At 69.9% G+C, this 25411-nt stretch carries 21 protein-coding genes and 1 pseudogene; 9 read left to right on the top strand and 13 right to left on the bottom strand.

The window, feature by feature from the left end; translation table 11 throughout:
• Nucleotides 1–46: 46 nt before the first annotated feature.
• Nucleotides 47–1486 carry an FAD-dependent monooxygenase gene (locus LOZ83_RS25545; RefSeq protein WP_236794190.1) on the top strand — a complete coding sequence of 480 codons (1440 nt, stop codon included), beginning with the start codon at nucleotides 47–49 and terminating at the stop codon, nucleotides 1484–1486.
• A 60-nt stretch (nucleotides 1487–1546) separates the two neighbouring features.
• Here LOZ83_RS25545 and LOZ83_RS25540 read toward each other — a convergent pair whose 3' ends face one another.
• The 4 genes from LOZ83_RS25540 to LOZ83_RS25525 all read right to left on the bottom strand — a co-directional run bounded on the left by LOZ83_RS25540 (nucleotide 1547) and on the right by LOZ83_RS25525 (nucleotide 4232).
• A complete protein-coding gene (locus LOZ83_RS25540; protein ID WP_236794189.1) occupies nucleotides 1547–1939 on the bottom strand; it encodes an SCO5389 family protein in 393 nt (130 codons plus the stop codon).
• A gap of 119 nt (nucleotides 1940–2058) precedes the next feature.
• The gene (locus tag LOZ83_RS25535; protein WP_236794188.1) at nucleotides 2059–2307 is read right to left on the bottom strand and encodes a type B 50S ribosomal protein L31; all 249 of its coding nucleotides are present in this window, start codon (nucleotides 2305–2307) and stop codon (nucleotides 2059–2061) included.
• A gap of 14 nt (nucleotides 2308–2321) precedes the next feature.
• Nucleotides 2322–2444 carry a type B 50S ribosomal protein L36 gene (gene ykgO, locus LOZ83_RS25530; protein ID WP_236794363.1) on the bottom strand — a complete coding sequence of 41 codons (123 nt, stop codon included), beginning with the start codon at nucleotides 2442–2444 and terminating at the stop codon, nucleotides 2322–2324.
• A 243-nt stretch (nucleotides 2445–2687) separates the two neighbouring features.
• Nucleotides 2688–4232 carry an esterase-like activity of phytase family protein gene (locus LOZ83_RS25525; RefSeq protein WP_236794187.1) on the bottom strand — a complete coding sequence of 515 codons (1545 nt, stop codon included), beginning with the start codon at nucleotides 4230–4232 and terminating at the stop codon, nucleotides 2688–2690.
• 278 nt (nucleotides 4233–4510) lie between these two features.
• On the opposite strand from LOZ83_RS25525, the gene lexA reads away from it, so the two are divergent.
• The 3 genes from lexA to LOZ83_RS25510 all read left to right on the top strand — a co-directional run bounded on the left by lexA (nucleotide 4511) and on the right by LOZ83_RS25510 (nucleotide 8545).
• Entirely contained in the window at nucleotides 4511–5170 is a 660-nt protein-coding gene (gene lexA, locus LOZ83_RS25520) for a transcriptional repressor LexA (RefSeq protein WP_236794186.1), read from the top strand.
• A 117-nt stretch (nucleotides 5171–5287) separates the two neighbouring features.
• Nucleotides 5288–5941 carry a PhoU domain-containing protein gene (locus LOZ83_RS25515; protein WP_236794185.1) on the top strand — a complete coding sequence of 218 codons (654 nt, stop codon included), beginning with the start codon at nucleotides 5288–5290 and terminating at the stop codon, nucleotides 5939–5941.
• A 39-nt stretch (nucleotides 5942–5980) separates the two neighbouring features.
• The gene (locus LOZ83_RS25510) at nucleotides 5981–8545 is read left to right on the top strand and encodes a DUF4118 domain-containing protein (protein ID WP_236794184.1); all 2565 of its coding nucleotides are present in this window, start codon (nucleotides 5981–5983) and stop codon (nucleotides 8543–8545) included.
• Nucleotides 8546–8555: 10 nt separating this feature from the next.
• Here the strand turns inward: LOZ83_RS25510 and LOZ83_RS25505 are convergent, their stop codons facing one another.
• The 3 genes from LOZ83_RS25505 to LOZ83_RS25495 all read right to left on the bottom strand — a co-directional run bounded on the left by LOZ83_RS25505 (nucleotide 8556) and on the right by LOZ83_RS25495 (nucleotide 12685).
• Nucleotides 8556–10532 carry a tetratricopeptide repeat protein gene (locus LOZ83_RS25505; protein ID WP_236794183.1) on the bottom strand — a complete coding sequence of 659 codons (1977 nt, stop codon included), beginning with the start codon at nucleotides 10530–10532 and terminating at the stop codon, nucleotides 8556–8558.
• Between the two features lie 183 nt (nucleotides 10533–10715).
• A complete protein-coding gene (locus tag LOZ83_RS25500; protein WP_236794182.1) occupies nucleotides 10716–11819 on the bottom strand; it encodes an IniB N-terminal domain-containing protein in 1104 nt (367 codons plus the stop codon).
• Nucleotides 11820–12064: 245 nt separating this feature from the next.
• A complete protein-coding gene (locus LOZ83_RS25495; protein ID WP_236794181.1) occupies nucleotides 12065–12685 on the bottom strand; it encodes an RICIN domain-containing protein in 621 nt (206 codons plus the stop codon).
• 199 nt (nucleotides 12686–12884) lie between these two features.
• On the opposite strand from LOZ83_RS25495, the gene LOZ83_RS25490 reads away from it, so the two are divergent.
• Nucleotides 12885–13820 (top strand): helix-turn-helix transcriptional regulator, encoded by a 936-nt coding sequence (locus tag LOZ83_RS25490; RefSeq protein ID WP_236794180.1) that lies wholly within the window; start codon nucleotides 12885–12887, stop codon nucleotides 13818–13820.
• A gap of 130 nt (nucleotides 13821–13950) precedes the next feature.
• Here the strand turns inward: LOZ83_RS25490 and LOZ83_RS25485 are convergent, their stop codons facing one another.
• Genes LOZ83_RS25485 through LOZ83_RS25475 form a run of 3 tightly spaced genes read right to left on the bottom strand, consistent with a single transcriptional unit; the run spans nucleotide 13951 to nucleotide 16289 of the window.
• Nucleotides 13951–14580, bottom strand: coding sequence for a transcriptional regulator (locus LOZ83_RS25485; RefSeq protein WP_236794179.1), 630 nt, complete (start codon nucleotides 14578–14580; stop codon nucleotides 13951–13953).
• 9 nt (nucleotides 14581–14589) lie between these two features.
• Nucleotides 14590–15414, bottom strand: a complete 825-nt coding sequence (locus tag LOZ83_RS25480; protein ID WP_236794178.1) for an SAM-dependent methyltransferase — start codon at nucleotides 15412–15414, stop codon at nucleotides 14590–14592.
• On the bottom strand, nucleotides 15414–16289 hold the full coding sequence (locus tag LOZ83_RS25475; protein WP_236794177.1) for a helix-turn-helix transcriptional regulator: 876 nt from the start codon (nucleotides 16287–16289) through the stop codon (nucleotides 15414–15416). The genes LOZ83_RS25480 and LOZ83_RS25475 overlap by 1 nt, the downstream gene beginning before the upstream one ends.
• A 156-nt stretch (nucleotides 16290–16445) precedes the next feature.
• On the opposite strand from LOZ83_RS25475, the gene LOZ83_RS25470 reads away from it, so the two are divergent.
• Together LOZ83_RS25470 and LOZ83_RS25465 are read left to right on the top strand one after the other, a co-directional pair.
• Complete coding sequence (locus LOZ83_RS25470) at nucleotides 16446–17825, top strand: CHASE3 domain-containing protein (RefSeq protein ID WP_236794176.1); 1380 nt, start codon at nucleotides 16446–16448, stop codon at nucleotides 17823–17825.
• Nucleotides 17822–18766 (top strand): sensor histidine kinase, encoded by a 945-nt coding sequence (locus LOZ83_RS25465; protein WP_308190298.1) that lies wholly within the window; start codon nucleotides 17822–17824, stop codon nucleotides 18764–18766. The genes LOZ83_RS25470 and LOZ83_RS25465 overlap by 4 nt, the downstream gene beginning before the upstream one ends.
• 526 nt (nucleotides 18767–19292) lie before the next feature.
• On the opposite strand, the pseudogene LOZ83_RS40845 reads toward LOZ83_RS25465, so the two are convergent.
• The 3 genes and pseudogenes from LOZ83_RS40845 to LOZ83_RS25455 all read right to left on the bottom strand — a co-directional run.
• Nucleotides 19293–19664 (bottom strand): annotated as a pseudogene (locus LOZ83_RS40845) (DinB family protein); the annotation flags it as partial.
• Nucleotides 19665–19913: 249 nt separating this feature from the next.
• Nucleotides 19914–20768, bottom strand: a complete 855-nt coding sequence (locus LOZ83_RS25460; protein WP_236794174.1) for an SAM-dependent methyltransferase — start codon at nucleotides 20766–20768, stop codon at nucleotides 19914–19916.
• A 140-nt stretch (nucleotides 20769–20908) separates the two neighbouring features.
• Nucleotides 20909–21577, bottom strand: coding sequence for a response regulator transcription factor (locus LOZ83_RS25455; RefSeq protein ID WP_236794173.1), 669 nt, complete (start codon nucleotides 21575–21577; stop codon nucleotides 20909–20911).
• 90 nt (nucleotides 21578–21667) lie between these two features.
• Here LOZ83_RS25455 and LOZ83_RS25450 point away from each other — a divergent pair, with 90 nt between their 5' ends.
• Both LOZ83_RS25450 and LOZ83_RS25445 read left to right on the top strand, forming a co-directional pair.
• Nucleotides 21668–24052 (top strand): helix-turn-helix transcriptional regulator, encoded by a 2385-nt coding sequence (locus tag LOZ83_RS25450; protein ID WP_236794172.1) that lies wholly within the window; start codon nucleotides 21668–21670, stop codon nucleotides 24050–24052.
• A 156-nt stretch (nucleotides 24053–24208) separates the two neighbouring features.
• Nucleotides 24209–25411, top strand: coding sequence for a branched-chain amino acid ABC transporter substrate-binding protein (locus LOZ83_RS25445; RefSeq protein ID WP_236794171.1), 1203 nt, complete (start codon nucleotides 24209–24211; stop codon nucleotides 25409–25411).

The raw sequence follows: 25411 nt of genomic DNA, 5'->3' as shown, positions 1-25411 counted from the left end.
CGGCGGCTGCCGGACCGATGTCCCCTGCCCGGAAAGAGGTTTCGCCATGATCGATGTCGTCATCGCGGGCGCCGGCCCCAACGGCCTGATGCTCGCCTGTGAGCTCGCACTGGCCGGAGCACGCCCCGTCGTGCTGGAACGGCTCGCCGGACCGGCCCCCGAGCCACGCGCGAACGGCCTGGTCGGCCAGGTCGTCCGGCTGCTAGACCGGCGCGGCCTGCACGAACGGCTCACCGGCAACGATGAGCCGCCCCGCCCGGCGCCGGGCTTTGTGTTCGGTGCGTTCCCGCTGCAGCTGCACGACTTGCCGGACAACCTGCTCTACACGCTGCCGGTGCCGCAGAACCGGGTCGAGCAGATGCTGGCCGAGCGTGCCGCGGAGCTCGGCGTGGAGGTCCGTCGTGAGCACGAGGTCGTCGGGCTGACGCACCACGAGAACTCGGTGACGGTGGAAATCGAGGGCCACGAGCCGCTCGAAGCCGCGTTCCTCGTCGGTGCGGACGGCGGGCACAGTGTGGTCCGCAAGCTGGCCGGGATCGACTTTCCCGGTGTCACCACGGACGATTCGGTGTCGCGCACGGGAAGTGTGAGCGTGCCGCCGGAGAGCGTCGGTGCCGACGGAAGCCTGCTGGTGCCCGGATTCGGTGCGGTACCGGCGTTCCGGCACCTGCGGACCGACCGGGGGCTCGTCGCGTGGGCGCCGTTCCCCGGCCGCAGCCCCGGGCTCACCACGGTGGAGTGGGACCAGCCGGAGGAGGGCGAGGCTTCGCTTGCGGAGTTGCAGGCCAGTGTGGAGCGCGTGCTGGGGGCGCCGGTGCGGATCGGGCCGCCCACGGGTCCGGGGCCGCACCTGATGCGACGGCTCTTCGGCGGCAACACGCGGCTCGCGTCGCGGTATCGCGCGGGGCGGGTTCTCCTGCTCGGCGACGCCGCCCACGTGCACTCGGCCATCGGCGGTCCCGGGCTCAACCTCGGTCTGCAGGACGCGGTCAACCTCGGCTGGAAGCTGGCCGCCGAAGTGCGCGGCGACGCGCCCAAGGGGCTGCTGGACACGTACGAGTCCGAACGGCGGCCCGCGGCCGAACGGGTCACGATGCACACGCAGGCGCAGTCGGTGCTGATCCGGCCCGGTTCCGACGTGACCGCGCTGCGGGTGCTGTTCGGCGAGTTGCTGGAGCTGCCGGCGAACCGGCAGCATGTCGCGGATCTGCTGGCGGGCGTGGACATCAGGTACGACATGCCGGCCGCCGGGCCGCTCGTCGGCCGGCCGGCGCCCGAGGTGCCGGGCCTGCGGGAGCTGACCCGCACCGGGCGCCCGCTGCTGCTCGACCCGGCCGGCGAATTGCGTGCCGACCGGGTCGACGTCGTCCCGATGCCGGGCCTCGACACGGCGCTCCTGCTGCGGCCGGACTGCTATGTGGCCTGGCAAGGCACCACCGCAGACGGCCTCGACGAGGCGATCGCCACCTGGTTCGGCACCCCGTGACCCCCGCGAGTCCGACGTTCAGGACGCCGAGTCCGACGTTCAGGACGGCGAGTCCGACGTTCAGCAGTCGCGGAGCTCCGGGGTCTGGTTCAGGAGCTGGCCGCGCGGCGAGATGAACGCGCGATAGTCGTCACTGTCCACAGCGGACGGACGGAACGCCGCGACCCGGTGGCAGTTCTGGAAAGCGAGCTTGACCCCGAAGTGCCGCTCGAGCCCGCCGCGGATCGCGTCGGACGCGAGGGCGCGCAGCAGCTGGCCGCGTTCGATCTCGCTCGGCGGCGGGGTGACGTTGTCGGCGAAACCGGCGGTGTCACCGTGCAGATCGGCGACGACGCCGCCGATCACCTGCCAGGCGTACGGGAGCGAGTCCCGCACGCACGCGACGAACTCGGCGTCGGCCACGTCGCCTTGCTCGGCGCGCTCCAGCAGTTCGGTGGGAACATCCAGCGACATGGTCCTGCCCTTCACGTTCGGCTGTTGTCCCCTCTACTGGTACTGGTTGTCGTTATCGATAGGCAAGCGGTCCCGGCCATGATCACCGGGATGGACGAGACCGCTTGCTTTTCCGGCCGTTACTTCCGGTGGCCGTAACGCTGGTAGAACTTCTCGACCTGCCCGGCGCTGTCCATGATCCGCCGCCCGCCGGTCCAGAACGGGTGCGAGTACGAGCTGACATCGACCAGCACCATCGGGTAGGTGCTGCCGTCACTCCACTCGATGGTCTTGTCGGACTTGACCGTCGAACGGGTGAGGAACGCGTCGCCGGTGGAGGAGTCCTTGAATACCACCGGGTGATAGTCGGGGTGAATGGTGCGCTGCATGGTGGTGCTCCTTCCTAGCCCTGGCGTGCCTTGACGCGCGGATCCCGCTTGTTGATCACGAAGACCTTGCCGTGCCTGCGGACCACCTGGGACCCGGGTCGCTGCTTGAGCGACCGTAATGACTTGCGGACCTTCATGATGGTGATAACCATTTTCAGGATGGATATATGCCCGGGCGGGGTGCCAGGTGGGAGGAGGTGGCCGGCGTCGAACTCGGCGTCCGGAACGTCGGACTCGCGCGCCTGAGTGTCGGACTCGCGCGCTGGAGTGTCCGACTCGCGCGGAACGCGGGATTCACCGGCATGCGCCGCGGGACTCGCGCCGCGGCGGTGGGCTGGGTGGGGAGCCCGCGCGAGGCGCCCCACCCAGCCCGGGGCCGGTCAGTGGCGCGAGGTGACCGTGATGCGGATGGTGGTGGTGTGGGTCTTCGCCGGGAGCTTGGTCGTGTCGATCGCCAGGTACTCGCCGTCGTCCTGCTGACCGTTCGGCAGCGTCTTCGCGTGCAGCTGGAACGGCGGCGCGTCGTTGGTGACGCCGTCGATGCCGAAGTCGTTGTCGTTGCTGATCACGATCGTGCGCCCGTGGTCGACGGTCGCGACGCCTTCGACCTTGTCGTGCCCGAAGAAACCGCCGGTCGGGTCGAGCGCGGTCAGCAGCCCGCCCACGTCGACGGCCAGGCTCTTGCCGGCCGGCCGGATGCCCGCCACGGTGAGGGCGGCCGTTGCGGTGGCGGTGTCACCGGCGCCGACCGTGGCTTCGATCGTCTTCTGACCGAGCAGGAGCCCGCCCTTGCCCGCGTCGTAGGTCGCGCCCGGGACGTTCGCCTTCGGGCCCACATCCGTCGCGTGCGCGAGGTCGATCTTGAACAGCTTCTTGAACGCGCCGGGCTCGAACTTCCCGTCCCGCTCGTCGACCAGGAACGTGGTCGCGCTCAGCGCCGTGATCTCGCTGACCGCGCCGCTGTTCTGCTTCGGGTCGTCGAGCAGGTACAGGTATTCGTGCGTGGCATGCGTGCGCAGGTCGTAGGTCACGATCCGGACCGGCGCCACGTTGCCCGGCTTCGCCGTCAGGTCCGGCTGCTGCAGCGCGGACTGCATGATCCCGACCAGCGTCCGGCCGTCCGGGGTGACGGTCAGACCTTCCATGCCCTTGTTGGGCACCCGGTTCGCCAGCTCGGCCGGCAGCGACCCGTCGAACGGCGACAGCCGCTCGATCGCCCGGCCGCGCGCGTCGAAATGCGTCATGAACGGGCCGTACTCGTCCGACACCCAGAACGTGCCGTCCGGCAGCGCGACCAGCCCTTCGGAGTCGTAGCCGTTCTTGTCGGCGGGCAGCACGTTGCCGTTCAGGTCGACGATCGTCTCGCCGGTGTTCGCCTGGGTGCTGACGCGTCCGTTGTACGGCGTGCCGTCCTTGGCGCGCAACGGAATCGTCTGCTTCAGCACGGCTTTCCCGTCCACCAGCTGGAATCGGCCGATCGCCGGGGTGAAGTCCGGGATGGGCTCGACCTTCTCGCCGTTCGGGCCGTCGACGTTGGGGCCGCGGTCGGTCAGCCCGTAGAACTGGCCGTCCCGGCCCGGCACCGGGGCGAGCGAGGAGCCGTACGCGCCGCCGGTGATCGGCACGCCGCCGATCGTCGCGAGCGGCGGCAGGTCCGTGGGGTAGAGCCGGACCGCGTTCGTGGTGGTGTAGGTAAAGGTGTCGGTACCGGTGAAACCCGGGTTCGGCACGTACCGGAACGACCCGTCCGCGCCGATTTCGAGCGAACCGTGTGCCGGCGACGAATGCGCGACCACGGTGCCCGGCGTGTGCCCCCGCAGCACTTCCCCGGCGCGGACATGGTAACCACCGGCCTCGGCGGTCCCCCCGGCCGCGAATGACGCGGCGAGCGCACCCGCGATGACAACAACCCCTGCACGTTTCATGTAAGCCCTCCTCAGAGCGACGCACGAGTTTCACCGACAGAGGTGAACGGAAAATGTTGCAGAGGCTACGGTTTCTCCCGGTCGGCGAGCACTGATCGCGCTGGTGCCGGCGTGTTCGGCGGATCCCGCGCAACGGCGAGGAGCCGGGCCGCGGAGTCCTTTATCTTCCGCGACGGCGCGTTCGCTGGTGCCATCCACTGCGCCACCGGTGAGTTCGTCGCATGGTCCATCGGCCCCGATCCCGGGCCCGGGGCGGGCTGATCACTACCATTCCCCGAATGACCACCTACGACGATCTTGACGCGTTCGAGCACCTGGACGCCTCGGCGCTGCCGCCGCGGCAGCAGCGGATCCTGGTGACGATCCGCGACTGGGTGGTTCGCCACGGGTACCCGCCCAACACGCGGCAGCTCGGCGAGGCCGTCGGGCTGCGGTCGTCCTCCTCGGTGTCCAAGCATCTCGCGGCGTTGGAGGACAAGGGTTTCCTCCGCCGCAGCGCGACGATGTCCCGGCCGATCGACGTGCGGATGTTCCTTCAGCCCTCGACGCGGGAGCCGGACGCGGACTCGGTGGCCGTGCCCGTCGTCGGCGACATCGCCGCCGGCACCCCCATCTCGGCCGAGGAGCACGTCGACGACCTGCTGACCCTGCCCCGCGAGCTCACCGGGCGCGGCACGGTGTTCGGCCTGCGGGTGCGCGGGGACTCGATGATCGACGCCGCGATCTGTGACGGCGACATCGTCGTGGTCAAGCAGCAGCCCGAAGCCCATTCCGGCCAGATCGTCGCCGCCATGATCGACGGCGAGGCCACGGTCAAGGTGTTCCGCCGTCGCGACGGGCACGTCTACCTCGAACCGCGCAACCCGGCCTACGACGTGATCGACGGGGACGAAGCCGTCGTGCTGGGCACCGTCGTCTCGGTGCTGCGCAGCGTGTGAGGGTCCACAGTAGACACCCAGAAGGTGACAGAAATCCGTTAAGCCGGGCGACGACCGCTGGCGGCCGGCGCCCAAACCCGGTTACATCGTGTGACGACCAGTCGAAGGGACGGCACGATGCGCGACGTCTACCACCAGCAGCTCGATGACCTCGTCGACCAGCTCGCGGACATGTGCGATCGCGTCGGGACCGCGGTGCGGGGCGCGACCACGGCGCTGCTCACGGCCGATGTCGCCGGTGCCGAACGGGTCGTCGCCGGTGACCGAGAGGTGGACGACGACCGGGCCCGGATCGAGCGGCTGGCGCAGGTGCTGCTCGCGTTGCACGCACCCGTCGCGACGGACCTGCGCACGATCGTCACGATCGTGCGGTCCGCCGAGAACATCGAGCGCATGGGCGACCTGGCGCATCACGTAGCGGTCGCCGTGCTGCGGCGCCATCCGGAGCCGGTGGTGCCCGACCTCCTGCACGCGCGGTTCCGGCAGATGGGCGAGCTCGCGTTCGGCCTCGCCGTCGCCGCGGGCGCGACCCTGCGCGCGCACGACCTGGTGCTCACCGGCGGCCTGCGCGAGGCGGAGACGGAGATGGACGACCTGCACCGCTCGCTGTTCACGATCGTCGGCCGGCCGGAGTGGACGTTCGGCACGATCCCGGCCGTGGAGGCCGTCCTGCTCAGCCGCTACTACGAACGCTTCGCCGACCACGCGGTGTCGGTGACCCGGCGGGCCGCGTTCATCACCGGTGACCCCGTGGAGTACGCCGCCCGCTGAGGTGTCGAACCGTGATCGCGGGCGGCGCACACTGGCGACATGGAACCACTGTCGGTGCCGCCCCCGCGGGGCGAGCTCCGGATCTACCTCGGAGCGGCGCCCGGCGTCGGCAAGACCTACGCGATGCTGGGCGAAGCGCGCCGCCGCCGCGACCGGGGGACCGACGTCGTCGTCGGCTACGTCGAGACCTACGACCGGGTCAAGACCACGGAAATGCTGCAGGGCCTGGAGATCGTGCCGCGCCGCACGGTGGAGTACCGCGGCACCGAGTTCACCGAGATGGACACCGACGCCGTGCTGGCGCGCCATCCCGAGGTGGTGTGCGTCGACGAGCTGGCACATACGAACATGCCCGGCTCGCGGCACCAGAAGCGCTGGCAGGACATCGAAGAGCTGCTCGACGCCGGTATCACCGTGCTCTCCACGGTGAACATCCAGCACCTGGAAAGCCTCAACGACGTCGTCGAGCGCATCACCGGCATCACGCAGCGCGAAACCGTGCCGGACGAGGTCGTGCGCCGGGCCGGGCAGATCGAGCTGGTCGACATCACCCCCGAGGCGCTGCGCCGCCGGCTCGCGCACGGCAATGTCTATCCCGCGCACAAGATCGACGCGGCGCTCGGCAACTACTTCCGTCCCGGCAACCTCACCGCGCTCCGCGAGCTGGCGCTGCTGTGGGTGGCCGACCAGGTCGACGTGGCCCTGCAGCGCTACCGGGCGCAGCACGAGATCACCGAAACCTGGGAGGCCCGGGAACGTGTCGTCGCCGCCATCACCGGCGGTGGCGAGAGCGAGACGCTCATCCGCCGCGCCCGGCGGATCGCCGCGAAAGCCGGCGGTGATCTGCTGGTCGTGCACGTGCTGAAATCGGACGGCCTCGCGGACGTGTCACCGCAGGCGGTCGCGAAGTATCGGCGGCTCGCCGAGGACCTCGGCGCCACCTTCCACACCGTCGTCGGCGACGACGTGCCGAGAGCACTGCTCGACTTCGCGAGCGGCGTCAACGCGACACAGCTGGTGCTCGGCACGTCCCGCCGGCCGCGCTGGAAGCGCCTCTTCGACGAGGGCATCGGCGCCGCGACGGTGCAGGAGTCCGGTCATATCGACGTGCACATGGTCACACACGAGGAGGCCGCCGGGAAGCGTCGCACCCGGAGTGCCCGGGACGGACGCGCGCGGCGTTCCGGGCTCGCTGGGTGGTCGCTCGCCGTAGTGCTGCCCGCGCTGATCACGCTCGCCGGAGTGCTGCTGCGCGGGCACCTCTCGCAGGCCACCGACGCGGTCGCGTTCGTGTTCGTGACGGTGGTGGTGGCGATGGTAAGTAGCCTCGGCCCGGCGCTGATCGCCGCCGTACTGTCCGGTTTGCTCTACGACTACTTCTTCACCGTGCCCTACAACAGTTTCCGGATCGGCGAGCCGCAGAGCATCGTCGCCGTGGTGGTGATGGTCGTCGTCGCGGTGATGGTTTCCCTGCTGGTGGACCGCGCCGGGCGGCTGGCGCAGCAGGCGGCCGGCGCGCAGACCGAGGCGGCGCTGCTGTCGTCCTACGCGCGCACCGTGCTCGCGCAGCCGCACCCGTTGCCGGCCCTATTGGAGAAGGTGCGGGAGAACTTCGGCCTCACGTCGGTCGCGTTGCTGGAAAAACGGGACGGGCATTGGGAAACCGCGGAGTGCGCCGGCCTGGACCCGTGCCGCGAACCCGACGAGGGCGATGTCGACGTGCCGGTCACGGCCGACGTGCACCTCGTGCTCAACGGCCGGAACCTGCCCGCCGCGGACCAGCGCGCGCTGGAAGCCGCGGCCGGGCAAGCGCTGCTCGCGCTGCGGCAGCAACGCATGACCGCCGAAGCGGCCGACGCGCGGCGGCAGGCGGAGAACGTCGAACTGCGGACCGCGCTGCTGTCCGGGCTCGGGCACGACCTGCGCACCCCGCTCACGTCGATCAGGGCCGCCGTCGACGGCCTGGTCGATCCGCGGCTGCGCCTGTCCGCCGAGGACTCGCGGGAACTCGTTGACACCATTGCGAAATCGACTGACCGGCTGCGTGGTGTGGTCGACAACCTGCTCGACTCGTCGCGGCTCGCGACCGGCGCCGTCGAACCGCGGCTGGCGCCCGTCCGCTACCTCGACGTCGTGCGCTCGGCGCTGTCCGGTTTGCGTGATCGCAGCGGGGTCGAGGTCGAGGTGGACGAGCGGCTGCCGCCCGCCCGTGCCGACGCCGGGCTGCTCGAACGCGTCATCGCGAACCTGGTCGACAACGCGTTGCGCCACGGCAAACCGGTGCCGCGCGGGGATTCGGCGGCCGGCGAACCCGCGGTCGCGATCCGGGCCAGCGCATACGGCGGTTCGGTCGAGCTGCGGGTGGTCGACCGCGGGCGCGGGGTGCGCAAGGGCGCGACGGACAGCCTGTTCACGCCGTTCCAGCATCCGCGCGACCCCCGGCCCGGGGCGGGTTTAGGGCTGGGCCTGTCGGTGGCGAAGGGTTTCGTCGACGCGATGGGCGGCAGCATCACCGCGGAGGACACTCCCGGCGGCGGCCTGACGGTGATCGTGTCGCTGCCGGTCTTCGAGCCCGCGACCCAGGCAGCGCCAGGATCCCGTTGAGGCGCGGCGCTTATGCGTCCGGCTTCCGCGACACGTCCAGGTTTGCCAGTGCCGCGTCGACGTCGAGGACGCGTGCGTCGTCCAGGTCGTTGAAGATCCGGCGGGCCTGGAGGAATGCGTCGCGAGCCTCGTCGTGTCGGCCGAGCATGACGAGTGCCTCGGCGAGGCTCAGCAGGCTGTCCGCCTCGCCCCACTGTTCACCCGTCGCGCGGCGCAGGTCGCGTGCCTGCGTGAACTGCTCGATCGCTTCGTGCGGTTCTTCGTTTCTTTGGTGCAGCAGGCCGAGTTGGTGGTGTGACCGGCTTTCCAGCGGCCAGATGCCGAGCTCACCGGAGATCTTCAACGCCTCCCTGGCCGCCTCGAACGCGGGCCCGGTCCAGCCTTCCTTTTCGAGGGTGGCGGCCATGCTGGCGAGCGCGATCGCCGTGCCGAACCGCCAGCCGGACTGCCGGAAGTGCGCGAGCGCGCCCTCCAGCTGATCCCGCGCTTCGGGGTAACAGTGCAACGCGGTCAGCACCTCGCCATACATGTGCGCGGTCAGCGCGCGGCCGCGGGCGTCGTCGATCTGCCCGTACAGCTCCATCGCTTCTTCCAGATGGGGCCGTGCTTCCGCGTCCCGGTTCAGCTCGTGCAACACCCAGCTGAACGCGTGCAGGCTCCGGGCGACCGCGAGCCCGAGCCCGGACCGGCGGGCGATTTTCACTGCTGTGCGGGCGAAATCGAGGCAGAACTCCCAGTGCTTCGTCAGGTACATGAACGGCAGGTAGTGCACCGGCAGCTGCCACGCCTCGGAGTTTTCCTCTTCCGCGTCGTGGAGCAACGCGAGCGCGGCGGCGAATTCGTTGTCCAGCCAGGAAACCGGCGCCCGGCGGTCGGTTCCGGCGAACTCCGGCAGGGTCAGCCCGGTGGTATCGACCTCCATTGCCTGCCCGGCCCAGCCGGGCGCGAGCGCGTGGCCCGCGACGGCGGTCGCGCAGACGTACCAGTGCAACAGCCGGCGCCGCGCCTCGGCGAGTTCCGTACTGCTCGTGCGGTCGGCCGCGTAGTCGCCGAGCGCGCTGACGAGCCGGTAACGCTGGTCGCTCAACTCGACGAGCCCGTACCGCACCAGCTCGCCGACCGCCGCCCGCGCGTCGGGGACGTCGACACCGGCCAGTGCGGCGATCGCGAACACGTGCAGGCCGGCGCAGGGCTGGCTACCCAGCAACCGAAAGGTCCGCGCGGCTTCGGGCGACAGGGTGCGGTAGCTGGCGTCCATGGCTACCGATACTCCCGCGTCGACCTCGATTCTCGTAACCATTCGAGTGGTCGAGCCACCCGCTTCGAGTTCGTCCGCGAGTTCGGCCATGGTCACGTCCTTGCGCGCGGCCAGCTGATCACCGGCGAGGCGCAGCGGCAGCGGCAGCCGGTTGCACAGCCGGATCACGCGCTGGGTCGCGTCGGGATCCGCGGCGAGCCGGTCGGCGACACCGGCGGGCAGGCTCAGCAGCCGCCGTGACTCCTCGATGGTCAGCGCGTCGAGGGGCAGCGTGATGCCGGGGAGGCCGGGCAGGGGCGTGCGGCTGGTGACCACTAGACCATTGCCCGGCGCGGGCCGAAGGTCGTCGACCTGTCGAGACGACGCCGCGTTGTCGAGTACGACGAGGACGCGCTTGGTCTCGGTGACGATCTTGAACAGACCGGGCAGCTCGCCGGGCGCGGTCGAGGCGAGGGAAACGCCGAGCCGCCGCAGGAAGCACGCCAGCACGGCCTCGGTATGGCCGTCGGTACCGTTCAGGTCGGCGTAGAGGCAGCCGCCGGGGAACCGGCGCTGGGCCCGGTTCGCCCACCAGACGACCAGAGTGGTCTTGCCGATGCCGCGCGGGCCGGTGACGGTGACGATCTCGGCGCCGGCGACCTCGTCGAGCAACTCGACCTGGCGGACGCGGCCGACGAGATGCCGGACAGGGGCGGGCAGCGCGGTCGTGCCCGCTCCCTCGAGTTCCATCGCGTGGTTACCGCCCGTATCGAGACCACCACCTGGTTGGCCGCATGTTAAGCGGATCAGGTAAGTGCGTTTCGGACTATGAAACCACGGGTCGCGGTAGGACGCGCCTTGTTGCGGCAATCGAGTTCAGCGAAACACCCCCACCGGGTCCCCGCCGAGGGACGGCGAGGACCCGGTTCCGGCTCAGTGGCCGAGCGGGAGGTCACCGTGCAGCAGGCCGCCGGTGACGTCGCTGACCTCCGGCACAGCCGCGTGGGCGGTGTCGAGGAGGCCGCCGTGGGTCACCGAGTCGGTCAGCGAGGTCGCGTGGGTCAGCGAGCTCGCGTGCGAAACGGTGGTGTCGACGGCGTCCGGCACGTTCGGCAGGGCCGGCAGCGCGGCGGGCAGGTGCTGCGGAAGGTCGGCCACCACGTGCACCGGCAGGTCGGCCGGCAGGTGCACCGGCACGGCCACGGGCAGGCTGGACGTGACGCCGGTGGCGAGCGAGGTCACCGAGTTCACGTGGCTCGCGACATCCTCGCCCGCACCGGCGACGGTCCCGCCGAGGCCGGCGGCCGCGGTGGAGACGTGGTCGCCGGCCAGGCCCGTCACGCTGGAGACGGTCGAGCTGGCGAGGTCCGTGCCCTGGGCCGCGTAGTCCGTCACGTTGGAGACGGTCGAGACCGCGAGGTCGGCACCCTGGGCGGCGTAGTCCGCCGTGGCGTCGGTCATCGGGTTGCCCGCGCCCAGCGCGCCCGCGTCGAGCGTGCTGCCCAGGTCGCTGACCGAGCCGAAGTCCGGCAGCGACAGCGCGTCGGTGGACAGGCCGTAGGTGCCCAGCGGCGAGTCGACGCCGGTGCCGAGGGCGCCGTCGGCCGTCGCGGCGAGCGCACCGGTCACGTCACCCAGCGGGGTGCCGGCGAGCACGCCCGTGGTGAGGCCGTCCGTGGTGGCGTCGAAGGTGCCCGAAACGCCCGCGGTGTCGGTGACGCCGGACAGGGTCCCGAACGCGGTGTCGGGCACTCCCTGGGCGACCGCGGCGACGGTCTGCAGCTGCGCGACCGCGGAGCTCATGTCGTTGACGCCGAGGGTGTCGGTGGGCAGCGAAGCGAGCCCGGTCTCGACCGCGTCCGCCACGGGTGCCGGCACCTGGTCGGCGATCAGCGAGGTGACCTCGGAGACGTCGGTGCCGGTGATGTCGGTGAGGCCGGCGGCGGACAGCACGCCGGTCGGGTCCGCGAGGAACTCCGAGCCGAAGGCGTTGTCGGTGATCAGGTTGAGCACCAGGTCAGGCAGTGTCTGGGACAACGGTTACTCCGCAATCTAGGGGAAGGGGGACGCGCGCGCGGCGGGGAAAAACCGTCACGCGACCCGATCGAACCTAGAGATCAACTTGCGCGGGGACATCGGGGATGGATCCCGATCTCTACCCAGAGTTGCCACTGTCCTCTTTAGGGGGTTAGGGGATTTCACCCTATCGAGCACTACTGTGGGGCCGGAACGCCCGGAGCCGGGGCGCCGTGATCACGGCACCCCGGCTCCGGGTCGTCAGCTCAGAACCACCACTGGTTCTGCGCACCCGCGACGTAGTCCCACAGCTGCACGATGGTGCCGTTGCGGCCCTTCGTGTTCAGGTCCGCGTCCAGGTACCGGCCGCTGGCCGCGTTCTGCAGCCGGAGGTAGCCCTCCGGGATCTCCGAAGCGGCGAACCACTGGTTGCGCGCGCCGGCGACGTAGTCCCACAGCTGCACGACGGTGCCGTTGCGGCCGATAGTGTTGAGGTCCGCGTCGAGGTACCGGCCGCTGTAGACGTTCTGGAACCGGTAGTAGCCCTCGGGGATCTGCCGGATGTACCACGCCTGGTTCGCCGACGTGTCGTTGCAGGTCCACAGCTGCACCTTGGTGCCGTTGCGGCCGATGGTGTTCAGATCGGCGTCCAGGCAACGGCTCTGGTCCGACACCGGGCCGAGCAGGTACGCCGGCTCCTCGGCCTGGGCCGTCATCGCACCGGCCTTGGCGGTGCTGTGCAGGTGAGCGGGCCTGAGCGTCAGGCCCGCGATCGACGGCACCGAGTTGGTGTCGGTGGTCGCCGCGGAGGCCGCGGGCGCCGCGATGAGCGAGGCCAGCCCGGCCGCCATGGTCGCGGCCGCGAACAACCGCTTGAGATTACGCATCAAGTCCCCATTTCCGATGTCGAGGTGCCGTTTCCCGTGCCCCGACCGGCATCTCCGAGCAAGATCCTCCTGCGGGGCGGGGATCGCGTCGAGGAGATTTCCCGGACGCTCAAAAGCCCCGTTCAGACGTGTAACGGGCGGGCCACGACGGCGATTCATTTCATACCGTCGACGTGACGGTGCGAAAGGAACCGTCGGCGTGCGAATCGAACTGGAGCCGCGTGATGTCGCGCGGATCGGGCTCGTCCCGTCCGTGAACCCGTTGTGGGAACTGGCTTCCAGCGTCCGGCTGCTCGCCACGGACGACGGGTTCGGCTGGTGGCGGCGGCGGGTGCGCCCGCACCTGCCGGACGGTATGCCGGTGCTCGAATGGCTCTGTGGCGGCGAATCCGTACCGGGCTTCCTCGTGCCCGACCTCGCCGATCCCGGCGCGGGGCTCGCGGCCGTGCTGGCCACCGCGCCCGCCCGGCTCCGCGCGGACCTGCGGGGTTACCGGCCCGAACCGGGCCTGCCCGGCTGGGCTTCGGCGCTGGTCAGCGGCAGTGTGGCCGGGCTGCCGCGGCTGGTACAGGTGATGCGGACGTACTTCGCGACGGCGATCGAGCCGTACTGGGACGCCGTCCGCGCGCAGGTCGAGGCCGACCGCGAACTGCGCACGCGGGTGCTCGCGGACCAGGGTGTCGACGCGTTGCTCGCCAGCCTCGGCCCGGCGTTGCGCTGGTCCTCGCCGACGCTGACGGCCGGGGCCCCGGAGACACCGGTCACGCTCGACGGCGCGCGGCTGCTACTCGCGCCGACGTATTTCGCGGCCCGGCCGGAAGTCGTGCTGTCGGCAGGACATGTCCGCCTGGCATACCCGGCATCGACCCCGACCGTCCGGCGGCGCGCGGTCCGGCCGTCCGCGCCCAGCCGTGCGCTGTCGGCGCTCCTCGGCCCGACCCGGGCGGCGGCGCTGACCATCGTCGCGGCCGGGTGCAGCACCTCGGAACTCGCCGCCCGGCTCGGCGTCACGCCGTCCGCCGTGAGCAAGCACACGTCGATCCTGCGCGCCGCCGGGCTGATCGCGACCCGCCGCGAGCGCAACACGGTGCTGCACACGCTGACGCCCCTAGGGGTTTCGCTGCTCGACAGCTAGAGAGTGTTGTGAAAGTGGCTTGCGTGGCGGTGCGGGTAGCGGCCCCTCCCGCCAGCCCACCACCACCCTTCGGCAACAGAGCGCAAGCTGCTGGCCCACAGCGAGCGGCTTCGCCGCTTATAAACAGCGCCTAGCGGCGGCACTCCGCGAGATCGGTGTAGAGCGAGGCGCGCGAGATGCCCAGTCGTGCGGCGATGCGCGGGGCCGCGCCGCGCACTGCGAACACGCCGCGCTCGTCCAGGTTTTTGAGCAGCCGCAGGCGTTCCTGCCGGGTGAGGCTGTCCACCGGCTTGGCCAGCGCCAGTTCTTCCGCGCGGACGACGGCGTCGACGACCTCGTCGAAGTCGTCCGCGAAGGTCGTCGCCGGGACCGTCGCCGGGGCGAGCCCGGCCAGGTCGGACAGCAGGTCGCCGACCTGGCGGAGCGCGGTCACGTCGAGGTTCACGCACAGCGCGCCGAACACGTGCCCGTCCGCGTCGCGCAGCGGCAGCGTCGAGGACTTCACCGTCCGCCCCGACTGGGTGCGCGTGACGTAGTTGAGCTCTGCGCTCGCCTCGTCGCCCCGCGCGAGCATCCGCAGTCCGATCTCGCTCGTCGCGCCGCCGGCGTGCCGGCCGGTGACCTCGCCCGCGACCGTGACCACCGACCGCTCGCCGAGCCGGTAGTCGTGCAGCACCACTTCGCAGGATCGGCCGAACGTCGCCGCCAGGCCGGGCACCAGGTCCTTGAGCGCGTCCAGGATCGCGTCGGCCGTCTCCACCCGGTCAGTCTAGATGTCAGACACTTTGTCCAGGGGAATCCGCCCGACCGCGCACAGGCCGACCTGGCGGGGCGCGTCCTCCTCGTCCGGCACGTAGCCCGGGTCCACGGGACGCCAGTCCGGCAGCGGCACGAGGCCCGGCTCGACGAGGTCCAGACCGGTGAAGAACGCGCCGATCTGGGCGCGGTCGCGGATCGCGAGGCTCTCCGAAACCGTCTTGTTGTAGACCCGGCTGGACTCCTCCTGCAGGGCGCCGATCCGCCCGCCGGCCTGGGTGAGGTGGCTCAGCGCCAGGTAGCTTCCGGGCGGCAGCGGCGCGAGGTAGCGCCGGACCAGGTCGACCGCGTCCGTGTCGTCGGTGACGAAGTGCAGCACCGAGATCAACAGCACCGCCACCGGCTGGGAGAAGTCGAGCAGCTCGCGGACCTCGTGCGCGGCGTACACGGAATCCGGGTCGCGCAGGTCCGCCTGGAGCGTGGTCGCGAAGTCGTTGCCCTTCAACAGTTCCCGGCCGAGCTGGACGGCCTCCGGCTCGTAGTCCACGTACACCACCCGCGCGCCCGGCGCCTCGGCCTGCGCGATCTGGTGCACGTTCCCCGCGGTCGGGATGCCCGAGCCGAGGTCGAGGAACTGCCGCACCCCGGCGCCGGTGAGGTACCGGACCAGCCGCCGCAGGAACTCGCGGTTGTAGCGGGCGCCGACCGCGGCCATCGGGAACGCACGCAGCATCTGCGCGGCCACCTCGCGGTCGACCGCGTAGTTGTGCGTGCCGCCCAGCAGGTAGTCGTACACCCGGGCGGCGGCGGCGACCGCGGGCTCGGGACTTTCGGGCATCAAAATTCTCCTTCGCGGAAACCGCGTAGTACTTCGCGCAGGAAGCGCCGGGTCGAGTCGGGGCTCAGCGCACCGATGGTCGCGTTGAGCCACAGTCTTTCGTATGCCTGGACATTGTCGTCGGGGTAGAGGCGGCCGCCCACCAACGTGAAGGCGAAGTCCAGGTGACGGCGGAACTCCCCGATGACACCGGGCGCGGTCAGCCGCAGCAACGCGAACCGCTCGGGCACCGAGTCCACCGGCATGCCCGGCGGTGGGTCGAACGGCACCATCTGCAGGGTGATGTTGGGCCGGGCCGACAGTCGCAGCAGGTGCTCGATCTGGCCGGCCATCACCCGCGAATTCCCGCGGATTCGGCGCACGCACGATTCGCTCAGCACCACGTACACTTCCGGCGATTCTTCCCGGGACAGCACGCGCTGCCGCTCGCGAATCGCGACCAGGTTTTCCTCCGCCGGCGCGCCGACGCGCAGATACGATTCGCTCCGCAATATGTCGGGAATCTCTTCGACGCCGACGAGCCGAATGAGTTCGGCGTCCTCTTCGAGATCGACGTACTGGCGGAACGACTCGGGATGGGTCGCCCGTGGCCCGCGCCAGCGGCCGCGCTGGGAGGTGCCGGTGTTGAGCCGCAACGCCAGTTCGAGCGCGACGCCGTTCGTTGTGCCGTATGCCTTCAGCAGCGCGTAGAGATCGTCCTCGCTGATCCCGCCGTCGCCGTTCTCCAGCCGCGTGATCTTGTTCTGCACGCTGCGCGGCGAGGTGCCGGGCCAGATCAGCCCGCCGACCTCTTCCTGGGTCAGGCCCCGTTGCTCGCGCAGGTGCCGCAGGAGCGCGGCGAGCTGGAACCTGCGGCCGGTCGGAGTCCGGGCCACCGGAGGAACTGTCACACGGAAATCTTTCGATCTGACGTAGTCACGGAGCCCGAATTCTAGACAACGCGACCCGGTGGAATCCAGCGTCCATTGGCGTGGCAGAAGTGGTTTGTTGTGATTGGTCCCGTGTTCGCCTTTTCGGCGGTACCATCAACCGTGCTCTCGCACGCGTGGCCGCGGACTTTGCGCTGGCGGGTGTACGCACTTGTCGGCGGTTTGCTTCTGCTGGTCGTGGTCTCGGCCGTGGTGACGACGGCATCCCGGCTCTACGCGACGTCGGTGGGCAACCACGTCCGCGAATCGCTGCGGCCCGCCCAGCAGTCGGCGGCCGTGCTCAGCCACGACTACGTCGACATGGAGACCAGCGTCCGCGGTTTCATGCTCACGCACGACGAACAGTTCCTCGCGCCGTACGAGTCCGGCCGGGCCGATGTCGCGCGCCAGGAGCAGCGCCTGCGCGAGCTGCTGTCCTTCGACGAGCGTTCGCTGGCGTTGGTGGACGGTGTCGACGCGGCCGCGGAGACCTGGCAGCGGGAGTCGATCGAGCCGGGTATCGCGGGCACTCGCGACGGCACCCTCGACGTCACGGCGAACGCGCAGGTCGGCCGCATGTCGTTCGATGTGGTGCGGGCCCGGCTCACGGACCTGCAGGCCCATATCGACGAGCTGACCGCGGCCGGGCTGCAGCAGTCGACCGCCGCCCAGAACTCGACCAACCTGATCACCATCGCCTGCGCCGCGCTTGCCCTGGTGCTCGGCGCGATTGTCGTGCTCCTGCTGCGAAGTTCGCTGGACGCGCCGCTGCGGCGGTTGCTCGGGCAGGTTCGGCGGGTTTCCGACGGCGAGTTGGACCGCCGGGTCGACGCGGGCGGCCCGGCGGAAATCGCGGAGCTGGGGCAGGCGGTCGAGACCATGAGGGTGCGGATCCTGGATGAGATCGGCCGCGCCACGGAGACTTCCGAACAGCTCGGCCGGCTCGAGGAAGCCGACCGGATCGCCCACGAGCTGGGCGACACGGTGCTCAAGCGGATGTTCGGGATCGGCCTCGCCCTCCAGTCGGGCTCAGCGCGCTTTCCGGCCGCGAGTGCGGTGTTCACCCGTGCGATCAGCGATCTCGACCAGGCCATCAACCAGCTGCGCTCGTCGCTCTACGGGCATGCCTCGGCGCTGAGCGTCCCGGCGCTGGGGCTCGCGGTGCAGACCCTGGTCAGCGAGCTGGAGTCGGAGGTCGGTGCGGTGCCGGAGCTGGTGCTGACCGGCGATCTGGACCGGGGCCTGCCGGAGCCGGTGGTGGCCGAGGTGCTGGACGTGCTGACCGAGGCGATGGGCGTGCTGCTCACCCCCGGCGCGACCGATCCCGTGGCAATCGGCCTGACCAGGGACGACGGTGTCATCCGGCTGCGGGTGACCGGTCCCGAGCCGGCTTCCGTGACGTCGCTCGAAGCGCTGGGGGAGCGGGCACGGCTGCGCCACGGCGACGGTGAGGTGAATTATGTGGACGGGCGGGCCATCCTGAATTGGTGGGTTCCGGTATGACGGATACCCTGTTCGGTATGCGGAATCCGGGTGGGTGCTTACACGAGGCCGCCTTGTATTCTTCAGACGACGAATTTCTCGATATTCTGGTGCCTTTTCTCGAAGCCGGAATCGCGCTGGGAGAACCGGCGCTGGTGGCGCTGCGGCCCGCGCACCAGAAGCTTTTGTGCGGCGCGATGGATCCGGCGAAGCTGACGATCATTCCCGCCGACGAGCAGTATCCGCGGCCCGCGGTCGCGATCCGGCGATCACGGGAACTGTTCGCCGGGTGCCTTGCCGAGGGCGCCACCCGGATCCGCGCGGTCGGCGAGGTACCCGCGCCCGTTCCCGGTGAACCGTGGGACTGGTGGGCGCGTTACGAAGCGGTGGTCAACCACGCCTACGACGATTTCCCATTATGGGGTTTGTGTCCGTATGACACCCGGAGCACACCGGAACACGCGGTGGCCGATGTGCTGTGCACGCACCCGTGGCTGGCGACGCGGGACGGGCATGTGTACAACGAGGATTACCGGGATCCCGTGAGTTTTCTGGGTTCCTGGCGTGACGCGCCGCGCCCGGAGCCCGAGGCCGGTTCGCCGGTGGCGGATTTGACCGATCCCAGCGCCGGTGATGCGCGGCAGACCGTCCGCACCGCACTCGGCTCCACGGCGATCGACCCCACGCGGGCCGAGGACTTCGTAATGGCCGTGAGCGAGGTGGTGACCAATGCCCGCGTGCACGGGAAACCACCCGTGCGCCTGCGCCTCTGGTGCGGCGCGGCTCGTGCGGTCGCAACGATCACCGATGGCGGCGACGGTCCCGCCGATCCATTCACGGGCCTGGTAGCCACAAGGGACAGCCGGTCAGCCGGGGTAGGACTATGGCTGGCACACCAGACCTGCCGCCACGTCTCGATGTACCAGGACGACGAAGGCTTCGTCGTAAGGCTCGTCTGTTAGCAGAGCAGACGGCAGGAACGGGAGAGGCGGAAGCCCACGGCCCGAGTTGGGTGGTCATCCCGTCGCCTGAAACAGGAACGATCACTTTTCGTCAGGGCCGCAACCTGCGCCGGGTCCGGCGGCCAAGAACACAAAGCTTGCGGCCCTGAGGAAAAGTGATAAATGAAAACCGCAGGCGACGGGATGACCACCCAACTCAACCACCCACCCAAGGTGAGATCCCCTGGGCCCCCTCATCCCGGAGCCAGCCCGCCGGCGAGGCATCTTTTGATCTTTTTCCCTCGCGCTCCGCGCGAGGGTTCCCGGCGCTCCGCGCCGGGGTCTGGGGTTGTCGCCCACCCCGATCGCCGATCGTCTAACGGTTGGCACGCCGAGTCAAGGGCGCCTTCGGCGTCGCTTCGCGATGACCGCTGGCGCGGTCACCCTTGACACGACGCGCCAACCGCTAGGGCGGCTTTCTATCGGGGTTGGGGGAGGTGTGGGTGGGCTGCTCTGGTGGTTACGTTTCGTTGCCGGGTTCCCGTTTTTAGTGGCGTTGTTCCAGTTTTGCCAGGTCTCTTGTGGTGTATCTGTGGTGTTCGATTTCTTCGTTCATCACTACGCGCAGGCATTTTCGTACGGTTCGCGGTTCTTCTGGATGCATGGGCGACGGGCGGCGCATACAGATCCGTTCCAGTTCGGCGTCCGTCAAATTGTCCACGATCCTGCGTACCACGGCCATCCGGTCCGTTCGGGCGGCCAGTACTTCTGCGAAAGACGGCGGTGCTTCGTCCCGGGGGTATTCCGAGGGCGGGAGACCCAAGTGGTGAAAGGGCGCCGGCTGGTCGAGGATGGCGCTGCCTGCCCAGGCGTCGGTCGCGAAAACCAGGTGCCGCAAGGTTTCCGTGAACGACCACTCGTCGTCGACGCGCTCGTCCGGAAGGCGTTGTCACCGAATTCGTCTCGAACGAACTCGACAAGCGACATCCAGAGCGTGTGCGATTGCGGGAAATGCGCACGGCTGATGATCATCGCGCGATATGGGACACGATCGAACGGATCTAGGCGGCGACCGTCATCTGGGCGGAACCTTGAGTTCGCGCAGATCGCAATCGCGGAAACGCGCGCCGCGGAACTCGTCCGTCCCCTCGTAATCCACCGCGAGAGCCTACGGCTTGCGGGCGACGATGCCGGCGATGCAGTGCCCGGCAGTGCTGATCGGGGTCAGGCGCGGGCCGTCCGGCCACCACTCGTCGCACACCACGAGGCCCGGTTCGGTCGTGGCGTTGGGCTTCACGATGTCCAGACCCGGCAGCATCGCGAGGATCTCGTCCTCGGTGCGGAACCGGCCGGCGCCCATCGGGCCGTGCACAAGGATGTTCTCGATCTTCTTCGCCAGCGCGGTCAGTTCGGGCACCTGCGGGTCGTAGAAATGCGAGAACACCACGTACGAACCCGGCGCGAGCGCGTCGATGTACTCCTGCATCACGGCCGGCCCGCCGTCGCCCTCGAAATGGTGCAGGGTGCCGACGTGCAGCAGCACCATCGGCTCCGTGAAATCGAGATGCTTGCGCACGATCTCGTGCTGCAGCACGGCGGGCGGGTTGAAGATATCCGCCTCGGCCATGTGGACGTTTTCGTTCTCTTCCAGCAGCGCGCGCCCGTGCGCGAGCACCACCGGGTCGTTGTCCATGTAAATGACCCGCGCGTCGGGATTGCTGCGCTGCACGATCTGGTGCGTGTTCTCCGCCGTGGGCAGGCCGGAGCCGCAGTCCAGGTACTGTTCGATCTTGCTCTGCGCCGCGAGGAAACGGCAGGCGCGGTTGAGGAACCCCCGGTTACCCTTGGCGATGTCCACCGCCTCCGGGACCGCTTCGCTGATCTTCCGCATCACGGCCCGGTCCACTTCGTAGTGATCCTTGCCGCCGAGAAAACCGTCGTAGATCCTGGCGATACTCGGCCTCGTCGGATCCACTCCGACGGGGGCCTGGCTCGGTGATGGGGTGGGCGGTGCACCGGACATGGGCTGCCTCGCAGAAGGTGTGGTCAGCTGACCTACCGAGAGTAGTGCGCCATGTCACCGCGGTAAACGCCGGTGCCCGCCGGGTTCGGGTGATCTACAAAGGACCACCCGAAGTCTCTCCCCAGTTTCGGCTACGGCCTTCAGATCAGGCCGTGACGCAACGCGTACGAGACGGCGTGCGTGCGGTTGCGCAGGCCGAGCCTGCTCGTGAGCTTGTGCAGGATGTTCTTCACGGTGCGCTCGGAATACGCCATTTCGGCCGCGATCTCGGCGGTGTCCTGTCCGTCGGCGAGCAGCCGCAGCACGGTCACCTCGCGGCTGGACAGCCCGGTCGGGGTGAGATCGTTGGGCACCAGCACTTCCCGGTGCAGCCGGGCCAGGCCCTGCAGCATCTGCCCGAGCTGTTCGGGCGGCAGGTGCCCGCGCCCTTGGTGCGCGTCGCTGATCGCGCGGCGCAGCCGTTCGGTGCTTGCCTCCTTGCGTGGTACGAAGACGATGAGACCGCTCTCGATCGCCGCCCACAGATCGCCCGGCTGCGGTGGGTCCGCGACGAGGACCAGGCGGGCGTGCCGGGCGGCATCACCGACGAGATAGGGGAGGGTCCGGATGTTGTCCGTCACGGCGACCAGCACACTCGCCTGGTTGCCGTCGACGAGCCGGACACCCGGCTGCCCGCGAAGGGCGCTGAGCAGACCCGTGCGCAGGAGCGGGTCGGCCGCGAGCACGCCGACGGCCACCGCGGAGGTGAGCTGGCCGAATGCTGGTTGTTTGGTGCCCGTGTCCTCCATACGGGCTATACCGATTGACATGAGGCCAGGTAACCGCGACGACCCGGTCGCTGCCAGGAAGAATGACCAGCAGTTTTTCCCGCCCGTAAGTTCTGCCGGTTTAATGACGTGGTGAGCGAGACGACCGCTGCCGAAGAGCCGGCCTTCGGAGAGCTCCTGCTGAGCCTGCGCCGCGACGCCGGGCTGACCCAGGCGGAGCTGGCCGAAGCCTCGGGCATGAGCGTCCGTGCGCTCAGTGACCTGGAGCGCGGCCGGGCCCGTGCCGCGCAGCGCCGATCCACCGAGGCACTCGCCGACGCGCTCGGCCTGACCGGTGCGGAACTTACCCTTTTCCTCGACAGCGCCCGGCAGGGGCGTCTGCGCGGTGCGCGGTCCACGCCGCTGACCGGCACGGTCGCCCTGCTGCCGACGGCGGTGTCCGGGCTGGTCGGCCGGGCCGCCGAGCTGGACCGGCTGCGGTCGGCCGCGCTCGCGGCCCCCGACACCCCTGGCGGCGTGGTCGTCTCCGTCGTCGGACATCCCGGTGTCGGCAAGACCGCGCTCGCCGCGACCGCGGCGCACGAGCTGCGGGAGGAGTTTCCCGACGGCTGTTTCTCCATCGACCTGCGTGGTATGGACGACCAGCCGGTCACCCCGCGCGCCGCGCTCGACCTGCTGCTGCGTGCGCTGGGCGTGCCGGTGCAGCAGATCCCGCTGACCGTCGCCGAGCAGACGGGCCTGTTCCGCTCGCTGCTCGCCGGCCGCCGCACGATGATCCTCCTCGACAACGCCGCGGACGAGACCCAGCTGCGCCCGCTGCTCGCCCGGACCACCGGCTGCCTCACCGTGATCACCTGCCGGCGCGCGCTCGCGGGACTCGAGTCGGGCCGCTGGATCTGGCTGACCGCGCTGAGCCGCACGGACGCGGCGTCGCTGGTCGGCACGATCATCGGCGCGGACCGGATCCGGGCCGAGCCGGAGGCGGCGGCGGAACTGGCCGAGCTGTGCGGAAACCTGCCGCTCGCGGTGCGGATCGCCGGGAACCGGCTGGCCAGCAGGCCACATTGGACGATCAGCCATCTGGTGTCACTGCTGCGCGACGAAGGCACCCGGCTCGCCGCGTTGTCCGCCGGCGATCTGCGAGTGCGTTCCGCCTTCGAGATGTCACATCGGCGGCTGACCGGCGAGGCTCGCCTGGTGTTCCGGCGGCTGGCGCTGATCCCGGGCCCGGACTTCGGGGTGGAAATCGCCGCTGTGGCAACGGGTCTGCCCGACGCGCAGGTCCGGCTGTACATCGATGAGCTGGTCGACGCGAACCTCCTGCAGACCTCGGCGGAGGACGGCCGCTACTCCTACCACGACCTGATCCGGTTGTTCGCGTCCGAGCGGCTCGCCGCCGAGGAGGAGCCCGGCGAGCAGGGGGACATGCACTGCGCGGTGGTGTGCCACCTGCTCGACAGCGCGTGCCAGGCCGCGAGGTGGTTCTTCCCGGAGGCGATCACGGTTCCCGGCGGGTACTCCTCGCGCGAGGACGCGGGGCGCTGGCTGGACCGGGAGGCTTCGGGCTGGCTTGCCGCGTACCGGACGGCGGTGGCCGAGGGTGAGTGGCGCCGGGTGATCGACGTGGCCGAGGCGATGCACTGGTACTCCGACGTGCGCCAGCGGCAGTACCCGTGGGACGAGGTGTTCGAACTCGGCGTCGCGGCCGCGCGCGAGCTCGTGGACCGGCACGCCGAGGCCAAGCTGCTCAACTTCGTCGGCTGGGCGCGGTACATGTGCTTGCTGGACGCGGAAAGCGCGCTGGCGCGGCACGAGGAGGCGCTCGCGCTCGCCCGCGAGATCGGCAACCGGGCGGAGGAGACCTGGGCGCTCGCGTACCTCGGTGCCGTGCTGATGCGGCTCGGCCGCGCGCAGGAGGCGCTCGAGCACATCCGGCCCGCCGCCGCGGCGTCCGTCGAGATGGGGTTCTGGTCCGCGCACTGGTCCATTCGCGCCGGGCTCGGCCAGGTGTTGCGCGCGCTCGGCAAGGCCGAGGAGGCGCTGGCCGTGCACCGGCAGATCCTCGCCGAGATGGAACTGCATCGCGGCGACACCAACCCGGGCACCTATCTGACCTTCCGGGCCGGGATCTTCCGGCACATCGGGGCGGATCTGGCGCTGACCGGGGACTGGCCGGCGGCCGCCGGGGCGCACCACACCGCGCGCACGCTGGCCGCGGAGTCGGGTGACCTGACCGGTGCCGCCGATTCCGCGCTGGCGGAAGGCAAGGCGTGGCGCGGGGCCGGCGACTATCCACTTGCGATCGAAGGCCTGCGGGTCGCACTCCGCGAGTTCACCGAACCGTTCACGCGCTGGGAGCGGGCGCAGACCCTCGCCGAACTGGCCGCGGTGCTGGAGCTTTCCGGTGATCACGCGGCGGCGCGCGATCACCGGCACGACGCACTGGTCCTTTGTGGACAGATCGGCAACGAGGCCGCCGAGCGGCTGGCGGCGGAACTCGGCGTGCCCCCCGGCTGACCCCTCCCGCGCGCCGGACACGGAAACCTTCCCGGGCGGGAAAGGGTGATCCGGATATTCCACCAATCGGGGACATGTGCATACTGGCTTCGCCACTGGGGGCGATCACCTTCCCGAAATGCGCTCGTCCCGCTCATTTGTCTTTGCGGAGGAACGATGTCTGCTACACGAATCAGCCGCGTGCTGGTACTGGCGGCCGCCGCGTCGCTGGTGCTGGGCGCCTGTGCCGCGCGCGGCGGCGACGCGTCTTCGGCCGGCGGCAACGGCTCGGCCGCGGCACCGACGGCCGCCGCGAACGCGGCGAACCCCGCCGGTGACGGCAAGGCCGTCTGCTCGGGCGTTTCGATCGCCTACATCGGCACGATCAACGGCAACAGCGCCGCGTTCGGCCAGAACACCCTGCGCGGCGCGGATCTCGCGGTGAAGCAGCACAACACGGCCAACCCGAACTGCCAGGTCACGCTCAAGCGGTTCGACAGTGAGGGCAAGCCCGACAAGGCGCCCGGTGTGGTCACCCAGGCGATCGCCGAGGCCGACATCATCGGCGTCGTCGGCCTGCCGTTCTCCGGTGAGTCGAAGGCCGCGGGCAACCTGTTCAACCAGGCCGGCCTCGTGAGCGTCACGCCGGTCGCCACGAACCCCGGCCTGACCCAGAACGGCTGGAAGACGTTCTTCCGCGCCGTCGGCAACGACTCGGTGCAGGGCCCGGCCGCAGTCAAGCTGATGACCGAGAAGCTCGGCGCGCAGAAGATCTGCGTGGTCGAGGACGACTCGGAATACGGCATCGGGCTCGCCAACCAGGTCACGCAGGCGCTCGGCGCGAAGGCGAGCTGCACGGACAAGGTGAAGACCGGTCAGACCGACTTCTCCGCCGTGGTCAACAAGATGTCCTCGGAGAGCCCGGACGCGATCTTCTACTCGGGCTACTACCCGGAGGCGGCGCCGTTCGCCCAGCAGCTGAACGACAAGGGCGTCACCGCGAAGTTCGTCGGCCCCGACGGCGTGAAGGACACCGAGTTCCTCAAGGGTGCCGGTGCCGGCGCGAACAACGCCTACTTCACCTGCCCGTGCGTCCCGGAGGACAACTTCAACGACTTCACCGCCGCGTTCAAGCAGCTGGAGGGCGCGGACCCGGGCACGTACTCGCCCGAGGGCTACGACGTCGCGACGATCCTGCTCAAGGGCATCGACTCGGGTATCAAGGACCGGGCCGGGCTGCTGAACTTCGTGAAGAACTACGACGGCCAGGGCCTGACCAAGCACTTCAAGTGGGACGACAAGGGCGAGCTGTCCGAGACTCCCGTGTGGAGCTACCGCGTCGACAACGGCAAGATCGTCAACTACGGCCAGGTCAGCTGA

The sequence above is a fragment of the Amycolatopsis sp. GM8 genome, assembly GCF_021653975.1.
Classification (GTDB): Bacteria; Actinomycetota; Actinomycetes; order Mycobacteriales; family Pseudonocardiaceae; genus Amycolatopsis_E.
Note: the sequence above shows the minus strand (reverse complement) of the source record. Positions and strands in the feature narration are given on the sequence as shown.